Below are 229 nucleotides of genomic sequence, written 5' to 3' on the forward strand. Positions count from 1 at the left end.
GGACGAAATCCGCGAAGTCGCGGACGGCGTGGTGGCGAGCTCGGGGACGTCGTCGTGGACGTTCGATCGGGTGATCGTCGCCGGTGGCGGATGGTCGACGACCCTGCTTCCGGACGGATTACGCCAGTGGGTGCGTCCTCGCCGTTCCTATCTCTCCTGGTTCGCGGCGCGCGATGCCACGCAGCTGTCTCTTATACACATCTGACGCTGCCGACGACGGAGAGAGTGT

The 229-nt window shown here is 65.1% G+C and carries 1 pseudogene; it reads left to right on the plus strand.

The window, feature by feature from the left end:
• Positions 1–205: pseudogene (locus ACPYOG_RS21170) on the plus strand (N-methyl-L-tryptophan oxidase); the annotation flags it as partial.
• Between the last annotated feature and the right edge of the window lie 24 nt (positions 206–229).

The sequence above is a fragment of the Leifsonia sp. HAY1-4F genome, from assembly GCF_056755275.1.